This is a genomic window from Streptomyces sp. MMG1533 (assembly GCF_001279775.1).
Lineage (GTDB): Bacteria > Actinomycetota > Actinomycetes > Streptomycetales > Streptomycetaceae > Streptomyces.
This window is the reverse complement of sequence record NZ_LGDG01000196.1, coordinates 1-243: the sequence shown is the minus strand read 5'-3', so window position 1 is coordinate 243 and position 243 is coordinate 1. Positions and strand designations below refer to the sequence as shown.

The 243-nt window shown below is 56.8% G+C and carries 1 rRNA gene; it reads right to left on the bottom strand.

The annotated features are described in order from the left end of the window. Positions 1 to 243, bottom strand: a 23S ribosomal RNA gene (locus tag ADK57_RS19330); the annotation flags it as partial.

Below are 243 nucleotides of genomic sequence, written 5' to 3'. Positions count from 1 at the left end.
ATGTTTGACGCTTCACAGCGGGTACCGGAATATCAACCGGTTATCCATCGACTACGCCTGTCGGCCTCGCCTTAGGTCCCGACTTACCCTGGGCAGATCAGCTTGACCCAGGAACCCTTAGTCAATCGGCGCAAACGTTTCTCACGTTTGTATCGCTACTCATGCCTGCATTCTCACTCGTGAACCGTCCACAACTCGCTTCCGCGGCTGCTTCACCCGGCACACGACGCTCCCCTACCCATC